Consider the following 20,382-nt stretch of genomic DNA (forward strand, 5'->3'; position numbering starts at 1 on the left):
GCATGGGGGGGCGGGCTACCTGTGATGCGCGCGGCGACCTGAGATCGCCCCACGCAACCATGAACAAAGAGAACCCGGCAGGCTGCACGAGGCATGCCCGCCGGGCCAAGGCGCACTGCGGCAACGGCGGCTGTCTACCGCCGGCTGCCTGTTTCGATGGCCTATTTCTTGTAGGCGTCGAGGATGGCCTTGCCATCGTCGCCCGCGCTCTTGGCCCAGTCGTTGACCATGGTCTCCCCCACTTTCTGCATGTCGCCCTTCAGTTGCGCGGACGGCGGCGCCACGGTCATGCCGTTCTTCGCCAGCGTGGCCAGGTATTCCTTGGTCTTCTGCTCGGAGATTTGCCAGCCGCGTTTCTCGGCATCGGCTACCGCCTTCAGCAGGGCATCCTGCGTGGGCTTGTCCAGCGCGTTGAAGGCCTTCTTGCTGACCACCAGCATGTTCTTGGGCAGCCAGGCATCGACGGTGTAGAAGTACTTGACCGATTCCCAGACCTTGGTGTCCACGCCCGTGGCGCCGGACGACATGAAGGAGTTCACGGTGCCGGTAGCCAAAGCCTGCGCCAGGTCGGCGGCCTGGATGGTCACGGGCTGGGCGCCCACGATCTCGGCAATCTTCGACGTTGCCGGGTTGTAGGCGCGCCATTTGAGGCCCTTCATGTCGGCGGCGCTGTTGATCGGCTTGTTCGCGTAGATGCCTTGCGGCGGCCATGCCACGGCGTAGAGCAGCTTCATGCCCTGGCGGTCCAGTACCTTGTCCGTGGTGGGTTTGGATGCCTGCCAGAGCTTGTAGGAGTCTGCATAGCTGGTGGCCAGGAACGGCACCGCATCCACGCCGAAGACCGGATTCTCGTTGGCCAGCAGCGACATCAGGATCTCGCCCATCTGTACCTGGCCGGTCTGTACCCCGCGCTTGATCTCGTTGGCCTTGAGCAGCGAGCCATTCGGATGGATCACGATCTTGAGCTTGCCGCCCGTGGCCTTGTCTACATCCGCGGCCATCTGTTGCAGGTTTTCGGTGTGCAGGTTGGTGGCCGGGTAGCCCGTGGGGAGGTCCCATTTGGTGTCTGCCCGTGCCGCCGTGGCGGCCAGCAGCAATGCCGCCGCCGCGACTGCCAATGCCTTGACTCGCATCTCGATCTCTCCTGGTGTTGCGCGTGGGCGCCTGCCCGACTGCGCGGGTTGGACTACCTGGAACTGCCAGCGCGCCATGGTCGCTTTGTCTGATACATGGCGCAGGATTGTGGTCACCTCAATGGTCGCAACATGGTGGTGGCTCGGCCACCTGCCGCGACGTCGAACGTTCGGGGCTGATGCAAGGCTCGTGCCCGGCACGCTACACTTGCGGCCTGTTCGGGGCGTGCGCGCGGGGACACCTCAGCCTAACAAGAAGCGGCCTGCCCCGACAGATAGGGATGGTCTGTATGTTGCGGCAAGGCCAATGCGGAGTTCCGCCGCTCGGCTGCCGCTCAACCTCGATCCAGGGACGCCATGAACAATGCAGTATGCGGGTTCGATTCGGAGACGCTCCGTGCCGGGTTGGGCCTGCCTGCAACCGTGTCGATGCATGCCGTGACGTGGCGCAGCGACGATGCATCGGCGTTTGCGAACGAGCCATTGCCTGCGTCGTTGGCTGCGGCGTCACCGCGTCGCCGGACCCAATTTCGCGCGGGTCGGCACTGCGCGCGCCACGCACTGGTGCATGCGGGTGCCGGGGCGGTGACCCCGGCCCGTGATGACGAAGGACTGCCGGTATGGCCGGTCGGCTGGATCGGCTCGATCAGCCATACGACCGATCGGGCCGTGGCGTTGGCCGCAGCGGTGGCGCAGGTGGGACAACTCGGCGCCGTTGGCATCGACGTGGAGCAGTGGCTGGCGCCTGACCGTGCCGAGGAAATCGCCGCAATGGTGGCATTGCCCGAAGACATCGCGGCGTTGGCTGCCGGCCTCGGGCGCGCCCGCGCCGACGCTGTGACACTGCTGTTCTCCGCGAAGGAATCGCTCTACAAGGCGCTGTTCCCCACTGTGCGCCGCTTCTTCGATTTCGAGGCTGCGCGGCTGGCCGGCTGCGCACCCGGTGTACTGGAACTGGCGCTGACTTGCGATTGGCATGCGCGATGGCCCGTTGGCACGCTGTTCGAGGTTCGCTTTGCCGCGACCCCGAAGGCGGTGGTCACGGCGGTATGGGTAGAAGACTGAGGGAGCGAGGTCAGGCGGCCCCGTCATAAGGCCCAATTTCCGTCGGGTTTGATCGCAGATCGAGGGTGATTTGCCGATAAAATGCTGCATTCCCTCGCACTCGTCACAGAAAAGAAGGTTCGCTTCCATGCCACGCAAGCCCGCGCAGGACCGTCAGGCAGACGCTGCATCCCATGGTTCCGAAGTGTTGGAGAGTTCCGACGCAACCGGCGGCGTCAGCGCGCGACCCGCACCGCTGACCCGGGCCCCCGGCGTCAATATCGTCTCTTCGTCACATCTGGTTTCGGTACGCAGCCCGGAGCTCTCCGAATTCGAGTTCGGATTGAACACGGCCTACAACGCCTACAGCCGCTGGGTGGTGCGCTGCATGGGCGCAGCCGGCGTGCGCGACCTGACCTTCCTGGATGTGTTGGTGCTGCACCATGTGAACCATCGCGGCCGGGCCAAGCGGCTGGCGGACATCTGCTTCGTGCTCAACGTGGAAGACACTCACCTCGTCACTTACGCATTGAAGAAGCTTGTTGGCCTGGGATTGGTCGCGGGCGAGCGCGTGGGCAAGGAAGCCACTTACGCCACGACGACGGCCGGGACGGAAGCCTGCGCCCGGTACCGCGAGATCCGCGAACAGTGCCTGACGAGCAATTTCACCGAGGGCAGCGACGAGAACGTGGAAATCGGCGAACTGGCGCGCTTGCTGCGCGTATTGACCGGTCTCTACGAGCAGGCCGCGCGCTCGGCGACTTCTCTCTGAGATTGGCGGCGTTGAGGTCGGTGTAACAAGGTACAATAGCGGTTTTCCGCCAGCCGGCATTCCATTCAGCAGTGCCGGCGGCCGCGAGCCCCGACCCTCCAGCCTCCTGCCCGTACCGATCATGGCGCATTTTTCGTGCTTCCCTGGCGCTTTGGCGCTTTCTGCCTTCCGTCAGCAACGCCTGCTTGCCGCTCTCCAGCAAATCGACGCCGATATCGAATCGGTGCATGGCCAGTTCGTGCACTTTGTCGATTCGGATACCCCGCTCACTGCCGAGGAACAGACGCGCATAGGCGCGATGCTGACCTACGGCGCACCATTCACGGCGCCGGCCGATGGCGACCGCTTTGTGGTGATTCCGCGCTTCGGCACGATTTCGCCGTGGGCCAGCAAGGCCACCGATATCGCCCATAACTGCGGCCTGACGCATGTCCACCGCGTCGAGCGCGGTATCGAAATCACCGTCATCTGCAAGAAGGGCCTGCTGCGCGGCCGCAAGACGCTGGACGCTGGCACGCGCGCCGCCGTGGCTGCACACCTGTTCGACCGCATGACCGAAACGGTCATCGCCTCGCGCGACGAGGCCGCCGGCCTGTTCCAGGAACTGCCGGCCAAGCCGCTGCAGTTCATCGACATCTCCGCCGGCCGCACCGCGCTGGAGGATGCCAATACGGCCATGGGCCTGGCGTTGTCGGAAGACGAAATCGATTACCTGCTGGAAAACTACGGCAAGCTGGGTCGCAACCCGACTGACGTCGAACTGATGATGTTCGCGCAGGCCAACAGCGAACATTGCCGCCACAAGATCTTCAACGCGACCTGGACGATCGACGGTGTGGCGCAGGACAAGTCGCTGTTCGCGATGATCCGCAATACGCACCAGTTGAACCCGCAAGGTTCCATCGTCGCGTACTCGGACAACTCGGCCGTGATGGAAGGCGATGTGGCCGAGCGCTGGTTCCCGCGCGGAGACGGCCAGCAGTATGGCCGCCACGAGGCGTTGACCCATACGCTGATGAAGGTGGAAACGCACAACCACCCCACGGCGATCTCGCCGTTCCCGGGTGCGTCCACCGGCGCTGGCGGTGAAATCCGCGACGAAGGCGCCACGGGCCGGGGCGCCAAGCCCAAGGCCGGCCTGACCGGTTTCACCGTGTCGAACCTGATGTTGCCGGATGCCGTGGAATCCTGGGAAAACGCGCGTGACGCGGCCCAGCCGATGGCCCATCGCAACCCGGACGACAAGCCGGGTGTGACCGGTAAGCCGGACCGCATCGCCTCGCCGTTGCAGATCATGATTGACGGCCCGCTCGGCGGCGCCGCGTTCAATAACGAATTCGGCCGTGCCAACCTGGGCGGCTACTTCCGCGTCTACGAGCAGAACGTGGGCGGCACCGTGCGCGGCTATCACAAGCCGATCATGATCGCCGGCGGCATCGGCAACATCGACGCCAATCACACGCACAAGGACCCGCTGCCGGCTGGCACGCTGCTGATCCAGGTAGGCGGTCCGGGCATGCGCATCGGGATTGGTGGCGGGGCCGCCAGCTCGATGGCGACGGGCACCAATACCGCTGAACTCGATTTCAATTCGGTGCAGCGTGGCAATCCGGAAATGGAACGCCGTGCGCAGGAAGTCATCAACGCTTGCTGGCAACTGGGCGAAGACAACCCGATCCTGTCGATCCACGACGTCGGCGCGGGTGGTATCTCGAATGCCTTCCCCGAACTGGTGGATGGCGCTGGCCGTGGCGCGCGCTTCGATCTGCGCCAGGTGCATCTGGAAGAGTCCGGCCTGTCGCCGGCGGAGATCTGGTGCAACGAATCGCAAGAGCGTTATGTGCTGGCCATCGCACCGAACGATCTGCCGCGCTTCCGGGCCATGTGCGAGCGCGAGCGTTCGCCGTTCGCCGTGGTCGGTATTGCCACGGAAGAGAAGCAATTGCAGCTCGTCGACGCCAATGTCGACGCATCGCTGAAGGAACACTTCGCTGTCGATATGCCGATGGATGTGCTGCTTGGCAAGCCGCCGCGCATGCATCGCGACGTGCGCCGCGTGGAGCAGGAACTGCCCCCGGTGGACGTGACCGGCCTCTCGCTGGAACAGGCCGTGCGCGATGTGCTGCGCCACCCCACGGTGGGCAGCAAATCGTTCCTGATTACCATCGGCGACCGTACTGTGGGTGGCATGAATGCCCGCGATCAGATGGTCGGCCCGTGGCAGGTGCCCGTGGCCGACGTGGCCGTGACTACGCTCGACTACAAGGGGCGTGCCGGTGAGGCGATGACGATGGGCGAGCGTACGCCGCTGGCCGTCATCGATGCTGCCGCATCGGGCCGCATGGCAATTGGCGAGGCGCTGACCAATCTGGCCGCCGCGCCGGTGAAGGACCTGAACAAGGTCAAGCTGTCGGCCAACTGGATGGCAGCGTGTGGTGTGGATGGCGAGGATGCCAAGCTGTATGACACCGTGCATGCCGTGGGCATGGAACTGTGCCCGGCACTCGGCATCAGCATTCCGGTGGGCAAGGATTCGCTGTCGATGCGCACCAAGTGGAGCGATGCCGATGGCGACAAGGAAGTGGTGGCGCCGGTCTCGCTGATCATCTCGGCCTTCGCCGCCGTGGACGACGTCAATAACACGCTGACGCCGCAACTGCGCACCGATCTCGGTGACACCACGCTGATCGCGATCGACCTGGGCCGTGCGAAGCATCGTATGGGTGGCAGCATCCTGGCACTGGTGTCGCAGCAGGTGGGCGACAGCGTGCCGGACGTCGATAGCCCCGAAGACCTGAAGAACTTCTTCAACGTGATCCAGCGCCTGAACCGCGAAGGCAAGCTGCTGGCCTACCATGATCGCTCGGACGGCGGTTTTATGGCAGCCGTGGCGGAAATGGCTTTTGCTGGCCGTACCGGTGTCTCGCTGAACGTCGACATGCTCGCGCTCGATCCGACGCAGGAGCAGGATTACGGCGACGCCAAGAACTGGACGCAGCAGATTGCCGAGCGCCGCAACGACCAGACGTTGCGCGCGCTGTTCTCCGAAGAGCTCGGTGCGGTGATCCAGGTGCGTCAGGAAGAACGCGACGCCGTGTTTGCGGTGCTGCGCGAAGCGGGCCTGTCCGCTTGCAGCCACGTGATCGGCAAGCCGAACACGACAGACCAGATCGAGGTGTACCGCGATGCCAAGAAGGTGTTCGGTGCGCCGCGTGCGGACCTGCAACGTACGTGGTCGGAAGTCAGCTGGCGCATTGCGCGCCTGCGCGACAACCCAGCCTGCGCCGACAGCGAATACGACCGCGTACTCGACGCGGCAGACCCCGGCATTAGCCCCGTGCTGACGTTCGATCCGGCTCAGGACATCGCCGCGCCGTTCATCGCTACTGGCAATCGTCCGCGCGTGGCGATCCTGCGCGAGCAGGGCGTGAACTCGCAGATCGAAATGGCCTACAGCATGGACCTGGCCGGTTTCGACACGGTCGACGTCCACATGAGCGACCTGATCGCGGGCCGTGCCAGCCTGGCGGACTTCAAGGGCTTCGTGGCCTGCGGCGGTTTCAGCTACGGTGACGTGCTGGGCGCCGGCGAAGGCTGGGCCAAGACGATCCTGTTCAATGGCCAGATGGCCGAGCAGTTTGCCGCGTTCTTCAACCGCCACGACACGTTCGCGCTGGGCGTGTGCAATGGTTGCCAGATGCTGAGCAACCTGGCCCCGATCATCCCGGGCGCCGGTGCATGGCCGAAGTTCACGCGCAACCAGTCGGAGCAATACGAAGCCCGCTTCGTGACGGTGGAGGTGCAGCAGTCGTCGTCGATCTTCTTCGCCGGCATGGAAGGCAGCCGCATTCCTATCGCCGTGGCGCACGGTGAAGGTTTCGCCGACTTCTCGCAGCAAGGCGATATCGGCAAGGTCAACGTGGCATTGCGCTTCGTCGATAACCGCGGTGCCGTGACGCAAACCTATCCGCTGAACCCGAACGGTTCGCCGGAAGGCATCACCTCGGTCACTACCGTTGACGGCCGCTTCACGGCACTGATGCCGCACCCGGAGCGCGTGTTCCGCACCGCAACGATGAGCTGGGCACCGGACGCATGGAAGGACATCCCCGGTGGCGGTAGCCCGTGGATGCGCATGTTCCGCAATGCCCGCAAGTGGGTGGGCTGAGCGGACGTAGCTACGTCTGGCTGGTAAATGGAAAACGCCTGCAATTGCAGGCGTTTTTCTTTGGGCGGGACATTAACGTGTGGCGATGTCGTAGATACCCCAGACCATCAGAATCAGAGAGCAGCCGAGGATCGCGCAGGAAACGCGAATCACGACCTTTCCTTGAAAATCGTCATCGTCGACCATGCGTATAAAGAAGGCCTTCATATCTTTCTCCTGAATGAATTGCAAAGTGGTTAACAGTGTTTAGAAATCAGCGTGGCATGCGCGACAGAGGTTGTAATGGCACTGGCGAGGCTGATCGCAATGGAACCCTGGATGATGCGGTGGGTACCCATGTGCTGGCGGCGCCGGCGGCGTGGAGCGCTATGGAGAGAGCCCAGCATTACCAGTACGGACCCCGCGACAATGATGAACACGTTGATAGCAAGCAGGCTCCACGCCAACTGCCTTCCGCCAGTCGCCTGATCGATCCACCCTGCGAGCACATGGCAGCCCGCCGCACTCATCGGAATTGCCGCCCACAGCAACTGACCGTTTTCGACCGATCGTCGGACGATGCCGTTGCTTCGCGAGCGTGAGAACTCTGCGAAGCGCGCCAACGGCAGCAGCGCGAGCGGGGCGAGCAGCGGAATGGCGACGTTGAAGAGGAACCAGCCGAACAGGTCGAACACGTGGGCCATGGCGCTCCTTCGAAATGAAATGGACGCAGCCATGCTAGGCGCTTTCAGCACATGCGCCTAGACCGAATTTGTGAACTTTTGGTGTCCGATGAGGGGCGGTTTGCGCTTGATCATGGACGATTTGAGAGGATTCTCAAGCGACGTCCGTATGCTGGTAGGAAGGGTGATTGCGCGCGTAGTTGTCCGTCTTGGGTGCGGTCACTTCGACCCGTGCGCTCCACGGCAGATAGCGGGAGTAAAGCAGTCGCAGGCGGTCCGCATCGGGTGGCACCTTGATTTCGCCGCGGACTTCCATGAACGCGATAGTCGCCTGCAGGGCCTTTGATTGCGCGTAGCGGTCGCGCGTGGGGAGGTGAGGATGGATCTGGCGCCAGTGGTCGCCGGTGCAGGCGATATGGGGCATGCCGAGCGCGCAATAGACGATGCCGCGCGAGTAGAGGTGCCACATGTTCCAGTAGCCGCTAGTGGCCCCCATGAAAGACGTCTCCTGACAGCATCGCGCAAGTTACCCCGGCCCCAATGCCGATGGTTCAGAGATGGTACTAAACCTCGCACGCCCGTTGGGTGCCAAATGTTCACGAGCGCGCATATCTACTGAGCCAAATGAAAAAGCCGGCACTCAGGTGCCGGCTTTTTTTACTGTGGTAGCGGGAAAGGCGCCCGTTACTGGATCTTCGCCTTGTCCTTGATCGACTTCATCATGGCCTGGAACTGCTCGCGCTGCCATGCCTGATCGCCCATCAGCATCTGTTGCAGCTGCGGCTTCACTTCCTCGAAGGTCGGGACCTTGGCGTCGCGCGTGTCCACGAGTTCGATGATGTGCCAGCCGAACTGGGTCTTGACCGGCGTGTCTGTCATCTGGCCCTTCTTCAGGCCGGTCATCGCGGCGGAGAATTCCGGCACGTAGCTGCTGCTGTTGGCCCAGTCCAGATCGCCGCCGTTGGCCGCGGAGCCGGTGTCCTTTGACGAGCTCTTGGCCAGGTCCTCGAACTTGGCGCCGGCCTTGATCTTGGCGATGATGGCCTTGGCGTCCGCTTCCTTTTCCACCAGGATGTGGCGGGCGTGATACTCCTTGCCGTTGCCGAACTGCGTCTTGATCTTGTCGTACTGCTTGCGCAGTTCTTCGTCATTGGCGCCGTGCGTGCGGACGTAGTCCTCGAACACTGCACCGGCCAGCACGTTCAGGCGGGCCTGTTCGAGCTGTTCCTGAATATCGTCGCGTTGCGTGATGCCGCGCTTGGTGGCTTCCTGCAGCAGCAGTTCGCGGTCGATCAGCATCGTGCGGGCACGGTCGCGCAGTTCGGGCGACGCGGGTTGTCCGGTGCCGGCGATCAGCTTGTCCACTTTTGCCGACAGGATGGGCTTGCCATTCACAACGGCGGCGTTCTGGGCGAATGCGGGCAGGCTGCCTGCAGCGAGCACAGCCGCCAGGCTGAACGAGAGGACGGTGGTCTTCATGGAATCAGTTCTGAGAGTTGCGGGTCGCGTCGCGTGATGCTTCGCGGGATTGATATTCTTGTTCGGTATGTGCGATGACTGCCAGCGCATGGATTTGCACGGGGAACAGTTCGCGCAGCGCATCATACACCATACGATGGCGCGCCACGCGCGAGTGACCGGCAAAGCGCTCGCTGACGATCAGGACGTTGTAATGCCCCCCGCCGGACGCCGCACCGGCATGCCCGGCATGGGCGGCGCTGTCGTCATGGACATGCACGTGGGAAGGGGAGAGCGCTGCGCGTAGCAATGCCTCGATGTGGACGGGGTCGGCTGCCAAACGAAGATCCTTGATAAGGGAATACGGACAGGGAAAGAAAGGTGGGCGCCCGTTACTTGGGACCGCTTTCCTGCGACGGTGTTTCCTGGATATGGCGCGACAGCCAGAGGCTCTGTGCCACGATGAATACCGCCATCAGTCCCATGCCGCCGAAGAGCTTGAAATTGACCCAGGTATCGGTCGAGAACTGGTACGCCACGTACAGGTTCAGCACGCCCATCAGCGCAAAGAACGCGGCCCAGGCAGCGTTGAGCTTGCCCCACATCGGTTCGGGCAGCGTGACCTGTTTTTCCATCATGGCGCGGATCAGGTTCTTGCGCCAGCCGATGACCGATCCGATCAGCGTCACGGCAAACAGCCAGTACAGCACCGTCGGCTTCCATTTGATGAACGTGTCGTTGTGCAGCACGATCGTGGCGCCGCCGAAGACACCGATGATCAGCAGGCTGACCCATTGCATCGGCTCCACCTTGCCGTGCCGGATGCGGACCCAGACGATCTGCAGCACCGTGGCCGCGATGGCCACCGCTGTAGCGGGATAGATGCCGAACAGCTTGAATGCGACGAAAAACAGGATGACCGGGAACAGGTCGAAAAGAAATTTCATGCGGTGATGGTCAAAGTGACGCGCAAGGTGAGGGGCCAGCCGGCAAGGCCGGCCCGCTGGCAATCCGCACATCGGATTGGACGGGCGTCCGGAGTGTGCGGCGGTGGTCACCCACGTTCGTCCGGATCGCGATCGTCGAATTTTAGCGCAGCCGAGTTGATGCAATAGCGCAAACCGGTTGGCGCGGGGCCATCCTCGAAGACATGGCCCAGATGGCTGCCGCATTCCTTGCATCGGACTTCCACGCGCGTCATGCCGTGCGTGTGGTCGGCGTGCTCGGCAATGACCTCGCCGTTGATCGGCTTGAAATAGCTTGGCCAGCCGCAGCCGGCGTCGAACTTGGTCGCCGACTCGAACAGCGGTGTGCCGCAGCCCACGCAATGGTAGATGCCCTGGTTCCAGTGGTCCCAGTACTTGCCCGTGAAGGGCCGCTCGGTGGCGGATTCACGTGCCACGCGGTATTCGATATCGGAAAGCTGCTCACGCCATTCGGCGTCGGTCTTGGTCGTGGTCATCTTGTTTCCTCTCGTTGTTGTGGCCGGGGAGGGGCTGCCTCGGCGATATGGGGATGAACTGCGCGAAAGAAAGCCGTGAAATTACGAGGAGCAACTGACTTCAAGGCCGGAAGCCCAGTCTGGCGGCAGCGCCGCATACTGGGCTGCCTCGGGCTGTTCGTCGAAGGGCTTCGACAGCACGGCCAGCAGGCGGTTCACTTCCGAGAAGTCCTTGTCCCGTGCGGCGCGGATCGCGGTTTCGGCCAGGTGATTGCGCAATACGTACTTGGGATTGACCTGCCGCATGGCAACGGCGCGTGCGGCGTCGTCCGACTGTTCCTGCTGAAGCCGCGCCCGATATTCGCTCGCCCAGGCGTCCCAGGCGGCGCGGTCGATGAACAGGTCGCGCACGGGCGCGTCTTGCCCGGCACCATTCGCGCTGACTTCGGCGAGATTGCGCCAGAACAGCGTGTAGTCGATACGGTGCGTGTGCAGCAACTGGAACAGGCTGGTCATCAACGCTTCATCGTCGTCCTGAGCGGCGCGCAGGCCGAGCTTGGCGCGATAGTGGCGGAAGAAGGCGGAGGCATACCGGTCGCGGAAGGGGTCCAGTGCCTCGTGAGCCAGATCGATCGCAGCCTGCTTGGCCGCTTCGGGATTCGCTGCATCGGTCTCGCGCCACAGTGGCAGCAGTGCCTGAGCCAGACAATGCAGATTCCAGAACGCGATCTGCGGCTGCTGGCTGTAGGCGTAGCGGCCCTGCTGATCCGAATGGTTGCAGATGTGGTTGGCGTCGAATGCATCGAGAAAGCCGAACGGGCCGTAGTCGATGGTCAGGCCGAGGATCGACATATTGTCGGTGTTCATTACGCCGTGGCAGAACCCTACTGCCTGCCAGTGCGCCACCATGTCGGCAGTCAGCAGCGATACTTCGCGCAGTAGTGCCTGATAGGGGCTGGCGTCATCGCGGCAAGCCGGATAAAAGCGGTCGATCACGAAATGGGCCAGTTGCTTCAGGCTGGCATGATCCTCGCGCGCGGCGAAATGCTCGAAATGTCCGAAGCGGATAAAGCTCGGCGCAAGGCGCGTGACCACGGCGGACGTTTCCAGCGTCTCGCGGCGGACCGGCGCATCCGAGCCGATGATCGACATCGCTCGCGTCGTGGGCACGCCGAGTGCGTACATGGCTTCCGAGCACAGGTATTCGCGAATCGAAGAACGCAGCACCGCGCGGCCATCGGCCATGCGCGAGTACGGCGTCAGTCCGGCGCCCTTGAGCTGGATTTCCCACGGGCCATCGGGTCGCTGTGCCTCGGCAATGCGGATTGCGCGGCCATCGCCAAGCTGGCCCGCCCATACGCCGAACTGGTGGCCGGAATACACGGTGGCCAGCGGATCGGACCAGTCGGGCACGCCATTGCCGATGAACGCATCGAGGAATGCAGGATCCTGCGCGGCGCGGGCCAGTCCCGCTTCATCCCAGCCGAGCAATGCGGCTGCCGCAGGCGCCGCGCTGACCAGATAGGGGGAAGGCAGTGGTGTGGGGGCGAGGCGCGTAAAAAAGCGTTCGCCCAGCGCGGCAATGCCGGGCGCCGTAGTGAACGGAACAGCGCAGGCGGTGCGGGGGAGGGCTTCGGTGGAGTCAGTGGGCATGGGGGCGGCGGCGCTAGGGGAAAACGACATATTGAGGCGCGTCAGGGGTCGCAGTATTGTACTTGCACCGGTTTTCCCCTGTTGGCCAAGGGTTTCCGCCGCAACGCAGACCATCGAAAAGCGCTGCAAATGGCGGACATCAATCCCATGCATGGCAGGGTCCGCAAGCGGTTGGAGAGAGCCTCTTGCGCGTCAGTTCATCGATTTTTTCAACCGCTATTCGCTTTTGTCGACGCATTCGCCGCGCGAGGGAACGATTGGTCAAAAATAAGAACGATTGTTCGTTTTTCGTGCCCGAACATAGAACAAGGAGACCGTTTCATGGCATTGATGGGTCAAATGATGAGCGCGCCGCTGCTCATTTCCTCCATCATCAAGCACGCCGCCCGTTACTACGGGAGCACGGAAATCGTCTCTCGCCGTACCGAGGGCGACCTGCACCGCTATACGTATGCCGATTGTGAACTGCGTGCCCGCAAGCTGGCCCAGGCACTCGGGGCGCTGGGCGTGGGGCAGGGCGAGCGTGTGGGCACGCTGGCGTGGAACGGCTACCGGCACCTTGAGATCTATTACGCCGTGTCCGGCTCGGGTGCGGTTTGCCATACGATCAATCCGCGACTGTTCCCCGAGCAAATCGCTTACATCGTCAATCACGCCGAAGACCGCTATGTGTTCTTCGACGCCACCTTCCTGCCGCTGGTGGAAGGCGTGGCGCCGCACTGCCCGAACGTGAAGGGCTGGGTGCTGATGAGCGACCGGGCCCATATGCCCGCCGAATCCAAGGTCGATCTGATCTGCTACGAAGACTTGATCGACCGTCACGATGGCAACTACGAGTGGCCGGAGTTCGACGAGAACCTCGCGTCGAGCCTCTGCTACACGTCGGGCACCACGGGCAATCCGAAGGGCGCGCTGTACTCGCATCGCTCCACGGTGCTGCATTCCTATGCGTCGGCGTTGCCCGATGCGCTGGGTTGCTCGGCCAAGGACGTGATCCTGCCCGTCGTGCCGATGTTCCACGTCAATGCGTGGGGCCTGCCTTACTCGGTGCCGCTGGTCGGCGCCAAGCTCGTATTCCCGGGCGCCAAGCTCGATGGTGCCTCGCTCTATGAATTGTTCGAACAGGAGGGCGTGACGTTCTCCGCCGGTGTGCCGACGGTATGGCTGGGCCTGCTGCAGCATGTGAAGACGAACAATCTGACATTCTCCACGTTCCGCCGCACCGTGATCGGTGGTTCGGCGGCGCCGCCCGCGATGATCCGCGCGCTGGAAGCGCTCGACGTGGAAGTGATCCATGCCTGGGGCATGACGGAAATGTCGCCGCTGGGCACCTCGTGCAAGCTGCTGGCAAGGCACAAGGATCTGTCCGAGGACGAACGCCACAAGATCCTGGAGACGCAAGGTCGCGTCATATATGGCGTCGACATGAAGATCGTCGATGGCGAAGGCAACGAATTGCCGTGGGACGGCAAAGCGTTCGGCGATCTGCTGGTGCGCGGGCCGTGGGTCATCAGCAAGTACTACCGGGCCGAAGGCAGCCCGCTCGTGGACGGCTGGTTCCCCACTGGCGACGTGGCTACGATCAATCCAGAGGGCTACATGCAGATCACGGATCGCAGCAAGGACGTGATCAAGTCTGGTGGCGAATGGATTTCGTCGATCGATGTCGAGAACGTGGCCGCTGCGCATCCGGCCGTTCACATGGCCGCCTGCATTTCTGCCTTCCACCCGAAATGGGACGAGCGCCCGTTGCTGGTGGTGGTCAAGCGCCCGGACACCAACGTCACGCGCGAGGAATTGCTGGCCTTCTTCGAGGGCAAGGTCGCCAAGTGGTGGATTCCCGATGATGTCGCCTTCGTGACCGAAATTCCGCTGACGGCCACCGGCAAGATGCAGAAACTCAAGCTGCGGGAGCAGTTCAAGGACTACCGGCTGCCCGGCGCCTGATGGGTGCCCCGGAGTGATCCGGGGCATTTCCGCACAGGACCAGGCAGCGCCAGTTTGCGGGATTCACGCCAAAGAGCGCGGGATCTCGCGAAGACGGCCGTCCGCGCACTGGAGGGCGCCGGCCGCTGCGATTCGCCAACGACAATAATCGAAGGAGACAGGTATGACCAAGTTGCGTCCGCTGGTAACCGGAGTGGCTGCAGTCGTTCTGATGGGTTCGGCGCTGGTGTCTGGCGTGGCGGCTGCCGATACGGTGAAGATCGCCTTCATCGATCCGCTGTCGGGCCTGATGGCCCCGGTTGGGCAGAACCAGCTCAAAAGCTGGCAGTACGTGGCGGAACTGGCTAACCAGAAGAACTGGGGTGGAGCACACAAGTTCGAGGTGGTCGGCTTCGACAACAAGCTGAGCCCGCAGGAAAGCCTCACTATCCTCAAGCAGGCGGTCGACCAGAATATCCGCTACATCGTGCAGGGCAACGGCTCGTCGGTGGGCCTGGCGCTCGAAGATGCAGTGGCCAAGCACAACGAGCGCAATCCGGGCAAGGAAATCGTCTACCTGAACTACGCGGCGGTGGACCCGGACATGACCAACAGCAAGTGCAACTACTGGCATTTCCGGCTCGACGCCAACTCGGACATGAAGATGGAGGCGCTGACCACGTTCCTGGCCAAGGATCCGAAGGTCAAGAAGGTCTACCTGATCAACCAGAACTACTCGTTCGGCCATCAGGTGGCGCGCGCCGCCAAGGACTATCTCAAGCGCAAGCGTCCTGACATCCAGATCGTGGGGGAGGACCTGCACCCGCTGGCACAGGTCAAGGACTTTGCGCCGTACGCGGCCAAGATCAAGGCGGCCGGGGCCGATACGGTCATCACCGGCAACTGGGGCAGCGACCTGGCATTGCTGATCAAGGCCGGCAAGGACGCGGGCCTGCCCGTGGACTACTACACGTATTACGCCGGCACCACGGGCGTGCCGACAGCCATGGGCGCGGCCGGTGCGGAGCACGTCAAGTACGTGGGCTACTACAACCCCAACAACGCCGGCTTCAAGGGTGCCGACGTGATCGAAGGCTACAAGAAGAAGTACAACGACGATTTCTACGTGATGGCGTCGTACACGGGCATCGCCATGCTGGCAAAGGCTTTCAAGGACACCGGCTCGACCGATCCGGTCAAGGTGGCCAAGGCGCTTGAGAACATCAAGGTGGAAAGCCTGAACGGCACCGTGGAAATGCGCGCGTCCGACCACCAGGCCCAGCAGCCGCTGGTGGTGGCCACCTGGACCAAGGTTAACGGCAAGGACGTCAAGTACGACCAGGAGAACACCGGGTACGGCTGGAAGACCGATGCCGCGCTCGACCAGTTCGTGGCCGCGCAGCCCACCTCCTGCCAGATGAAGCGGCCAGGATCGTCGCAATAGCCTGCACGCTGAAGTCGGGCTGGGAGTGAGCCGAGCGTTGCCGGCTCAATCTCCACGCCTTGTGCGCGCGAAGGGTTCCCGCCAGCGCGGGAACCCCTGACAATGTCGCCTTTGTCGAACCAGGCTCCGGACCGGGGACTTTGCCGTGGAATTCTTCGTCATCTCGCTGCTGAACGGCCTCAGCTACGGGCTGCTGCTGTTCATGCTGTCGTCGGGGCTCACCCTGATTTTCAGCATGATGGGCGTGCTGAACTTTGCGCATGCCAGCTTCTATATGCTGGGCGCCTACTTTGCCTACACCATCGCTTCCAAGATCGGTTTCTGGCCGGCGCTGATCTTCGCGCCGTTGCTGGTGGCCGCTGCGGGCGCACTCGTGGAAAGGTTCGGACTTCGCACCGTCCATAAATACGGGCACGTGGCCGAACTGCTGTTCACGTTCGGATTGGCTTATCTGATCGAGGAAGGTGTAAAACTCGTCTGGGGACTGGCCGCCGTGCCGTACCGGATACCGGCCGAACTGGATGGTCCGCTGTTCACGGTCTTCACGTCCTCTTTCCCAAAATATCGCGCGTTCATGATGCTCGTTTCGCTGGGCATGCTGGTGGCGATCTACCTTGTGCTGACGCGTACACGCATCGGCCTGGTCATCCAGGCGGCACTGACGCATCCGGAAACGGTCGAGGCATTGGGCCACAACGTGCCGCGCGTGTTCATGATGGTTTTCGGCGGTGGTGCGGCGCTGGCCGGGCTGGCCGGCGTCATTGGCGGGAATGCATTCGTCACCGAGCCGTCGATGGCGGCAGCGGTCGGTTCCATCGTGTTCGTGGTAGCCGTGGTAGGGGGCATGGGATCACTGGTCGGGGCGTTCATCGCATCGATCCTGATCGGCGTGCTGCAGACCTTTGCGGTAACAATCGATGCCTCGCTGGCCGGATTGTTCGGTGCCTTCGGTGTCGCCGTTACCGATGCCACGCCATTCAGTTCGGTCTGGAAGCTCACCGTGGCCCAGGTTGCTCCGGTACTGCCTTACCTGCTGCTCGTGGTGATGCTGATCTTCCGCCCGCGCGGCCTGATGGGTACCCGGGAGAGCTGAGCCATGGAGTCCACAGCGATGCAACAAAGCTCCGCGCCCGTGATCACGGGCCGCACGATGCGCTACCGGCCGCTGAACCTGGCGCGCTGGGTGATCTGGTCGATCACGGCGCTGCTGATGATCGTGATGCCGCTGATCTTCACCGGCGGCTTCGCGGTGACCCTGATGTCGCAGATGGGCATCATGATCATTTTCGCGCTGTCCTACAACATGCTGCTGGGCCAGACCGGCATGCTCTCGTTCGGGCATGCCGTGTATTCGGGCCTTGGCGCGTTTATCGCGGTGCATGTGCTGAACATGGTGGGCGCAGGCAAGGTCTGGTTGCCGGTGTCGATGCTGCCGCTGGTGGGCGGGTTGGCTGGCGCGTTCTTCGGCGTGCTGTTCGGTTATGTGACGACGAAAAAATCCGGCACGACCTTCGCGATGATCACGATGGGTATCGGCGAAATGGTCTTCGCGAGTTCGCTGATGTTCCCGGATTTCTTCGGCGGCGAGGGTGGCATTTCCACCAATCGCGTGGTGGGTGAATCATTCCTCGGCCTGACATTCGGTCCGGGCCGGCAGGTGTACTACCTGATCGCGATCTGGTGCTTCGTGTCGATGGTGGCCATGTACGCGTGGACGCAGACACCGTTGGGCCGAATCGCCAATGCCGTGCGCGACAACCCCGAGCGCGTGGAATTCATCGGCTACAACACGCAGCGCGTGCGCTATCTGGTGCTGATCCTGTCGGCGTTCTTCGCGGGCATTGCTGGTGCGTTGTCGGCCATCAACTTCGAGATCGTTTCCGCCGAGAACGTCAGCGCGGTGCGCTCCGGCGGCGTGCTGCTGGCCGCGTTCATCGGCGGTGCCGGCGTGTTCTTCGGTCCCGTGATCGGCGCCATCGTCTTCACGCTGTTCGCGGTGGCATTGTCCGATCTGACCAAGGCGTGGCTGCTATATCTCGGGCTCTTCTTCGTGATGATGGTGATGTTCGTGCCGGGTGGCATTGCCAGCCTGCTGCTGATGCAATTGCCGCTCGTGGCGAAGAAGCAGTTCGGCCGGATGCTGCCGTCTTATGCCCAGGGCGCTGTGGCGGGGGTGATTCTGCTTGCCGCTGCGATCCTGAGCGTCGAACTGATCTACAAGGTGCAGGTAGATAGTGCCAACGGCACCGTCATGAGCCTGTTCGGCATTGCCTTCGATGCGGGCACGCTGACGCCGTGGATTGTGGCGGCAGTGCTGTGGGCGGTAGGGTGCCTGGCATGGCGATGGGCCGGATCGAAGGTCCGCGCGCAACTTGACGCCATCCAGGCCGAAACGGGAGGACTGGCATGACAGTGGCCGCACTGGAGCTTTCCGACGTCCGCAAGAAGTTCGGCCAGACCGAAATCATTCGTGGCGTCACGCTGACGATCGGCAAGGGCGAGCGCCACGCGCTGATCGGCCCGAACGGCGCTGGCAAGTCCACCACGTTCAATCTGATCTCGGGGCGGTTTGCGCCGACGTCGGGCGTGGTGAAGCTGAACGGGCAGAGCATTGCGGGACTGCGACCATTCGAGATCAATCGAATGGGTTTGTCGCGCAGCTTCCAGATCACCAACATCTTTCATCGGCTGTCGGTGTTCGAGAACCTGCGCTGCGCGGTGCTCTGGTCGCTCGGCTACAAGTATTCGTTCTGGCACAGGCTCTCGGCGCTGCGCGACGCCAAGGAGCGCGCCGACGAGGTGCTGGAGTTGATCGGCATGCAGCATCGGCGCAATTCGCAGGCCGGCCTGCTGACCTACGCCGAACAGCGCGCACTGGAAATCGGCATCACGATTGCGGGCGGCGCCGACGTGATCCTGCTCGATGAACCCACGGCGGGCATGAGCCGCTCGGAATCGGACCACGCAGTGGAACTGATCCGCAAGGTCACGGCAGGCAAGACGCTGGTGATGGTGGAGCACGACATGAGCGTGGTGTTCGGCCTTGCCGATCGCATCTCGGTGCTGGTCTACGGCGAGGTCATCGCCACCGACACCCCCGAAGCCATCCGCAACAATCGGAGCGTCAAGGAAGCCTACCTCGGCACCACGCTCGACGAACACGCCGAAGAAGGAGCGCTCGGATGAGCCAGCCCATGCTCGAAGTTTCCGGTCTGCACGCCTATTACGGCAAGAGCCACATCCTGCATGGTGTGGATGCGCATATCGACGATGGCGAGATCGTGGCGCTGCTCGGCCGCAATGGCGTGGGACGCTCGACCATGGCCAAGGCCATCCTCGGCATGGTTCGCGCGGAAGGTTCGGTAAAGTTCCGTGGCCAGGAAATGCTCGGACGGCGCACGTTCGAAATCGCCCACGCAGGCATCGGCTACGTACCCGAGAACCGCGACATTTTCCCGACGCTGACCGTCCGCCAGAACCTGCTACTCGGCGAAAAACGCAACCCGCGCCAGCAGAAGCCGCGCTGGACCGTGGAGGACATGTATCGGATGTTCCCCCGCCTGAAAGAGCGCGAGAACACATCGGCCGGCGTGCTATCGGGCGGCGAGCAGCAGATGCTGACGCTCTGCCGCACCCTGATGGGCGACCCCGACCTGATCTTGATCGACGAACCCACCGAGGGCCTCGCCCCGATGATCGTCACGCTGGTCGGCGATTTCCTGAAAACGCTCAAGGAACGCGGCGTGTCGGTGCTGCTGATCGAACAGAAACTCGCTATCGCACTGGACATCTCGCAGCGGGTTTATGTGATGGGACACGGGCATATCGTCTTCGAAGGAACGCCGAGGGATCTGAAGGCGAATGCGCAGGTGAGGAAGGAGTGGTTGGAGGTTTAGGGGTTTGGGAGGCGAGGATCCTCTCTTGCCTACCCCCAGGCTTCCATGAGACCGGCAAAGGTCATGAAGACAAAAGGTGCGGCGAGTGACCAGCGAACTCGCGGTCGGGTGCCGGGCCAAAGCAGGCCCACCGACGCGGGGATTGCAACTGCCAGGTACGCCACGACGTACCAGTAATACTCGCGATAGGTGCCATCAATCAGGTGGAGGGCCATGGCCACTACCATTAAGAGTGCGAGAACGCCCACGATTGCGCGCGCCGCAACTTCAGTAGCGGACGCAAAGGTCCATGTTTTGCCATATTCAAGGAAATAGTCGACGAAGTCAGGCATTCCGGACGTGAGGTCAAGCAGCCTGCGGAACCCATCAAGAATATGGGTCTGTTCCTAGCCACTCATGGACCTTGAACAGTCCCGACCAGCAGATGGAGCAGTGGGAAAATACTATTCCCAGCGTTGTTAGCGCGAAGAACGGCCCACATAGATACCATCGCGTGGCATTCAACCGAGACGGCCATGCCATGGATCCAAGAGCTAGTAGCGAGCTGGCAAGATAGGCCACGATCGCGCCAGTGAGGTGTGGGTACAGGCCCGATATCAGGTGCTGGGCCATGCCTGGCGCGACAAGGGCGGCCAAGATGAGGGTGATGACGCGGGGCAGAAGTTTGATAGCTAGGGCCTGTCAGTTTTTTTGTGTGCAGGACAGCTAGAGGCTTGCCGGTCGAATGGATTGGCAAGCCTGCATTCTCTCAGAGGTGCGGGTGGGTAAATCGGTCTTCGTACAAC

Annotated in this window: 19 protein-coding genes; 9 read left to right on the forward strand and 10 right to left on the reverse strand. The window is 62.6% G+C overall.

What is annotated here, in order from left to right; genetic code table 11:
• Window positions 1–161 precede the first annotated feature (161 nt).
• A complete protein-coding gene (locus FFS21_RS28810) occupies window positions 162–1,133 on the reverse strand; it encodes a TRAP transporter substrate-binding protein (protein WP_137928107.1) in 972 nt (323 codons plus the stop codon).
• Between the two features lie 357 nt (window positions 1,134–1,490).
• Between FFS21_RS28810 and FFS21_RS28815 the strand changes: the two genes are divergently transcribed.
• From FFS21_RS28815 to purL, 3 genes are all read left to right on the forward strand, one after another.
• Window positions 1,491–2,198 carry a 4'-phosphopantetheinyl transferase family protein gene (locus FFS21_RS28815; protein WP_137928108.1) on the forward strand — a complete coding sequence of 236 codons (708 nt, stop codon included), beginning with the start codon at window positions 1,491–1,493 and terminating at the stop codon, window positions 2,196–2,198.
• Between the two features lie 127 nt (window positions 2,199–2,325).
• The gene (locus tag FFS21_RS28820; RefSeq protein ID WP_137928109.1) at window positions 2,326–2,949 is read left to right on the forward strand and encodes a winged helix DNA-binding protein; all 624 of its coding nucleotides are present in this window, start codon (window positions 2,326–2,328) and stop codon (window positions 2,947–2,949) included.
• Window positions 2,950–3,070: 121 nt separating this feature from the next.
• The gene (gene purL / locus FFS21_RS28825; RefSeq protein WP_137928110.1) at window positions 3,071–7,117 is read left to right on the forward strand and encodes a phosphoribosylformylglycinamidine synthase; all 4,047 of its coding nucleotides are present in this window, start codon (window positions 3,071–3,073) and stop codon (window positions 7,115–7,117) included.
• A gap of 72 nt (window positions 7,118–7,189) precedes the next feature.
• Here purL and FFS21_RS32765 read toward each other — a convergent pair whose 3' ends face one another.
• From FFS21_RS32765 to FFS21_RS28860, 8 genes are all read right to left on the reverse strand, one after another.
• Complete coding sequence (locus FFS21_RS32765; protein ID WP_255459310.1) at window positions 7,190–7,324, reverse strand: hypothetical protein; 135 nt, start codon at window positions 7,322–7,324, stop codon at window positions 7,190–7,192.
• Between the two features lie 29 nt (window positions 7,325–7,353).
• Window positions 7,354–7,800: a hypothetical protein gene (locus FFS21_RS28830; RefSeq protein ID WP_137928111.1), complete on the reverse strand. Its 447-nt coding sequence runs from the start codon at window positions 7,798–7,800 to the stop codon at window positions 7,354–7,356.
• Window positions 7,801–7,933: 133 nt separating this feature from the next.
• Window positions 7,934–8,275, reverse strand: a complete 342-nt coding sequence (locus tag FFS21_RS28835; protein ID WP_137928112.1) for a hypothetical protein — start codon at window positions 8,273–8,275, stop codon at window positions 7,934–7,936.
• Window positions 8,276–8,463: 188 nt separating this feature from the next.
• The gene (locus FFS21_RS28840) at window positions 8,464–9,258 is read right to left on the reverse strand and encodes a peptidylprolyl isomerase (RefSeq protein WP_137928113.1); all 795 of its coding nucleotides are present in this window, start codon (window positions 9,256–9,258) and stop codon (window positions 8,464–8,466) included.
• A gap of 4 nt (window positions 9,259–9,262) precedes the next feature.
• Window positions 9,263–9,577: a BolA family protein gene (locus FFS21_RS28845; RefSeq protein ID WP_137928114.1), complete on the reverse strand. Its 315-nt coding sequence runs from the start codon at window positions 9,575–9,577 to the stop codon at window positions 9,263–9,265.
• Window positions 9,578–9,629: 52 nt separating this feature from the next.
• A complete protein-coding gene (locus FFS21_RS28850; RefSeq protein ID WP_137928115.1) occupies window positions 9,630–10,184 on the reverse strand; it encodes a septation protein A in 555 nt (184 codons plus the stop codon).
• Between the two features lie 107 nt (window positions 10,185–10,291).
• Window positions 10,292–10,699 (reverse strand): peptide-methionine (R)-S-oxide reductase MsrB, encoded by a 408-nt coding sequence (gene msrB / locus FFS21_RS28855; RefSeq protein ID WP_137928116.1) that lies wholly within the window; start codon window positions 10,697–10,699, stop codon window positions 10,292–10,294.
• A gap of 81 nt (window positions 10,700–10,780) precedes the next feature.
• Window positions 10,781–12,331 carry a protein adenylyltransferase SelO gene (locus tag FFS21_RS28860; RefSeq protein ID WP_137928117.1) on the reverse strand — a complete coding sequence of 517 codons (1,551 nt, stop codon included), beginning with the start codon at window positions 12,329–12,331 and terminating at the stop codon, window positions 10,781–10,783.
• 321 nt (window positions 12,332–12,652) lie between these two features.
• Here FFS21_RS28860 and FFS21_RS28865 point away from each other — a divergent pair, with 321 nt between their 5' ends.
• The 6 genes from FFS21_RS28865 to FFS21_RS28890 all read left to right on the forward strand — a co-directional run bounded on the left by FFS21_RS28865 (window position 12,653) and on the right by FFS21_RS28890 (window position 19,597).
• Window positions 12,653–14,278, forward strand: a complete 1,626-nt coding sequence (locus tag FFS21_RS28865; RefSeq protein ID WP_137928118.1) for a 3-(methylthio)propionyl-CoA ligase — start codon at window positions 12,653–12,655, stop codon at window positions 14,276–14,278.
• Between the two features lie 163 nt (window positions 14,279–14,441).
• Window positions 14,442–15,701: a branched-chain amino acid ABC transporter substrate-binding protein gene (locus tag FFS21_RS28870; protein ID WP_137928119.1), complete on the forward strand. Its 1,260-nt coding sequence runs from the start codon at window positions 14,442–14,444 to the stop codon at window positions 15,699–15,701.
• 145 nt (window positions 15,702–15,846) lie between these two features.
• The gene (locus tag FFS21_RS28875) at window positions 15,847–16,794 is read left to right on the forward strand and encodes a branched-chain amino acid ABC transporter permease (protein ID WP_137928120.1); all 948 of its coding nucleotides are present in this window, start codon (window positions 15,847–15,849) and stop codon (window positions 16,792–16,794) included.
• 3 nt (window positions 16,795–16,797) lie between these two features.
• Window positions 16,798–18,111, forward strand: coding sequence for a branched-chain amino acid ABC transporter permease (locus FFS21_RS28880; protein ID WP_137928121.1), 1,314 nt, complete (start codon window positions 16,798–16,800; stop codon window positions 18,109–18,111).
• The gene (locus FFS21_RS28885; protein ID WP_137928122.1) at window positions 18,108–18,887 is read left to right on the forward strand and encodes an ABC transporter ATP-binding protein; all 780 of its coding nucleotides are present in this window, start codon (window positions 18,108–18,110) and stop codon (window positions 18,885–18,887) included. The genes FFS21_RS28880 and FFS21_RS28885 overlap by 4 nt, the downstream gene beginning before the upstream one ends.
• Complete coding sequence (locus FFS21_RS28890) at window positions 18,884–19,597, forward strand: ABC transporter ATP-binding protein (protein ID WP_137928123.1); 714 nt, start codon at window positions 18,884–18,886, stop codon at window positions 19,595–19,597. The genes FFS21_RS28885 and FFS21_RS28890 overlap by 4 nt, the downstream gene beginning before the upstream one ends.
• Window positions 19,598–19,626: 29 nt before the next feature.
• Here the strand turns inward: FFS21_RS28890 and FFS21_RS28895 are convergent, their stop codons facing one another.
• A complete protein-coding gene (locus FFS21_RS28895; RefSeq protein WP_137928124.1) occupies window positions 19,627–19,929 on the reverse strand; it encodes a hypothetical protein in 303 nt (100 codons plus the stop codon).
• Between the last annotated feature and the right edge of the window lie 453 nt (window positions 19,930–20,382).

This window comes from Cupriavidus sp. 2SB, assembly GCF_005503625.1.
In the GTDB taxonomy this organism is placed as follows: Bacteria; Pseudomonadota; Gammaproteobacteria; order Burkholderiales; family Burkholderiaceae; genus Cupriavidus.

Coding starts and splice junctions, on each gene's coding strand:
- FFS21_RS28810 (WP_137928107.1), bottom strand. CDS start 1,133: ATGCGAGTCAAGGCATTGGCAGTCGCGGCGGCGGCATTGCTGCTGGCC.
- FFS21_RS28815 (WP_137928108.1), top strand. CDS start 1,491: ATGAACAATGCAGTATGCGGGTTCGATTCGGAGACGCTCCGTGCCGGG.
- FFS21_RS28820 (WP_137928109.1), top strand. CDS start 2,326: ATGCCACGCAAGCCCGCGCAGGACCGTCAGGCAGACGCTGCATCCCAT.
- purL (WP_137928110.1), top strand. CDS start 3,071: ATGGCGCATTTTTCGTGCTTCCCTGGCGCTTTGGCGCTTTCTGCCTTC.
- FFS21_RS32765 (WP_255459310.1), bottom strand. CDS start 7,324: ATGAAGGCCTTCTTTATACGCATGGTCGACGATGACGATTTTCAAGGA.
- FFS21_RS28830 (WP_137928111.1), bottom strand. CDS start 7,800: ATGGCCCACGTGTTCGACCTGTTCGGCTGGTTCCTCTTCAACGTCGCC.
- FFS21_RS28835 (WP_137928112.1), bottom strand. CDS start 8,275: ATGGGGGCCACTAGCGGCTACTGGAACATGTGGCACCTCTACTCGCGC.
- FFS21_RS28840 (WP_137928113.1), bottom strand. CDS start 9,258: ATGAAGACCACCGTCCTCTCGTTCAGCCTGGCGGCTGTGCTCGCTGCA.
- FFS21_RS28850 (WP_137928115.1), bottom strand. CDS start 10,184: ATGAAATTTCTTTTCGACCTGTTCCCGGTCATCCTGTTTTTCGTCGCA.
- msrB (WP_137928116.1), bottom strand. CDS start 10,699: ATGACCACGACCAAGACCGACGCCGAATGGCGTGAGCAGCTTTCCGAT.
- FFS21_RS28860 (WP_137928117.1), bottom strand. CDS start 12,331: ATGCCCACTGACTCCACCGAAGCCCTCCCCCGCACCGCCTGCGCTGTT.
- FFS21_RS28865 (WP_137928118.1), top strand. CDS start 12,653: ATGGCATTGATGGGTCAAATGATGAGCGCGCCGCTGCTCATTTCCTCC.
- FFS21_RS28870 (WP_137928119.1), top strand. CDS start 14,442: ATGACCAAGTTGCGTCCGCTGGTAACCGGAGTGGCTGCAGTCGTTCTG.
- FFS21_RS28880 (WP_137928121.1), top strand. CDS start 16,798: ATGGAGTCCACAGCGATGCAACAAAGCTCCGCGCCCGTGATCACGGGC.
- FFS21_RS28885 (WP_137928122.1), top strand. CDS start 18,108: ATGACAGTGGCCGCACTGGAGCTTTCCGACGTCCGCAAGAAGTTCGGC.
- FFS21_RS28890 (WP_137928123.1), top strand. CDS start 18,884: ATGAGCCAGCCCATGCTCGAAGTTTCCGGTCTGCACGCCTATTACGGC.
- FFS21_RS28895 (WP_137928124.1), bottom strand. CDS start 19,929: ATGCCTGACTTCGTCGACTATTTCCTTGAATATGGCAAAACATGGACC.